Genomic DNA, 1,187 nt, shown 5'->3' with positions numbered 1-1,187 from the left:
TGTTCCACCTGCCGGTGTAGCTGATAAAGTCTTGGTATCAGTAGAGCAGATTGCTGCTGTAGAAGTCGTATTGTTTGCTGTTCCTGCAAATGGATTTACCGTAAAGGTAACATCTGAATTGGTAGAAGCACAGCTTCCATTAGCTGCAACGGTATATTTAATTGTTACATTAGTATTTGTTGTAACAGCATCTGGTGTATAAGTTGTTCCCGTGATTTTTCCGCCTCCTAATACAATACTCCATGTTCCACCTGCCGGCGTAGCTGATAAAGTCTTGCTATCAGTAGAGCAGATTGCTACTGTAGAAGTCGTATTGTTTGCTGTTCCTGCAAATGGATTTACCGTAAAGGTAACATCTGAATTGGTAGAAGCACAGCTTCCATTAGCTGCAACAGTATATTTAATAGTTACATTGGTATCTGCTGTAACAGCATCTGGTGTATAAGTTGTTCCTGAGATGCTTCCGCCTCCTAATACAATACTCCATGTTCCGCCTGCCGGCGTAGCCGATAAAGTCTTGGTATCAGTAGAGCAGATTGCTGCTGTAGAAGTGGTATTGTTTGCTGTTCCTGCAAATGGATTTACCGTAAAGGTAACATCCGAATTTGTAGAAGCACAGCTTCCATTAGCTGCAACAGTATATTTTATAGTTACATTGGTATCTGTTGTAACTGCAGCAGGTGTATAAGTTGTTCCTGAGATAGTTCCTCCTCCTAATATAATACTCCATGTTCCTCCTGCCGGTGTAGCTGATAAAGTCTTGGTATCAGTAGAGCAGATTGCTGCTGTAGAAGTCGTATTGTTTGCTGTTCCTGCAAATGGATTTACTGTAAAAGTAACATCTGAATTTGTAGAAGCACAGCTTCCATTGGCTGCAACGGTATATTTAATCGTTACATTAGTGTCTGTTGTAACTGCAGCAGGTGTATAAGTTGTTCCTGAGATAGTTCCTCCGCCTGATACAACACTCCATGTTCCTCCTGCCGGAGTAGCCGATAAAGTCTTGGTACCTGTACTACAAATTGCTGCTGTAGAAGTCATATTGCTCGCTGTTCCTACAAATGGATTTACCGTAAAGCTAACATCCGAATTTGTAGAAGCACAGCTTCCATTGGCTGCAACGGTATATTTAATCGTTACATTAGTGTCTGTTGTAACTGCAGCAGGTGTATAAGTTGTTCCTGAGA

General features: G+C 41.5%; 1 pseudogene. It reads right to left on the bottom strand.

Annotated elements, in window-relative coordinates:
- A pseudogene (locus FLACOL7796_RS00070) lies at positions 1–1,187 on the bottom strand (hypothetical protein); the annotation flags it as partial.

Source organism: Flavobacterium bizetiae (assembly GCF_902804475.1).
GTDB classification, from domain to species: domain Bacteria; phylum Bacteroidota; class Bacteroidia; order Flavobacteriales; family Flavobacteriaceae; genus Flavobacterium; species Flavobacterium bizetiae.
The sequence above is the reverse complement of the archived record's forward strand: the minus strand, read 5'-3'. Positions and strand labels throughout refer to the sequence as shown.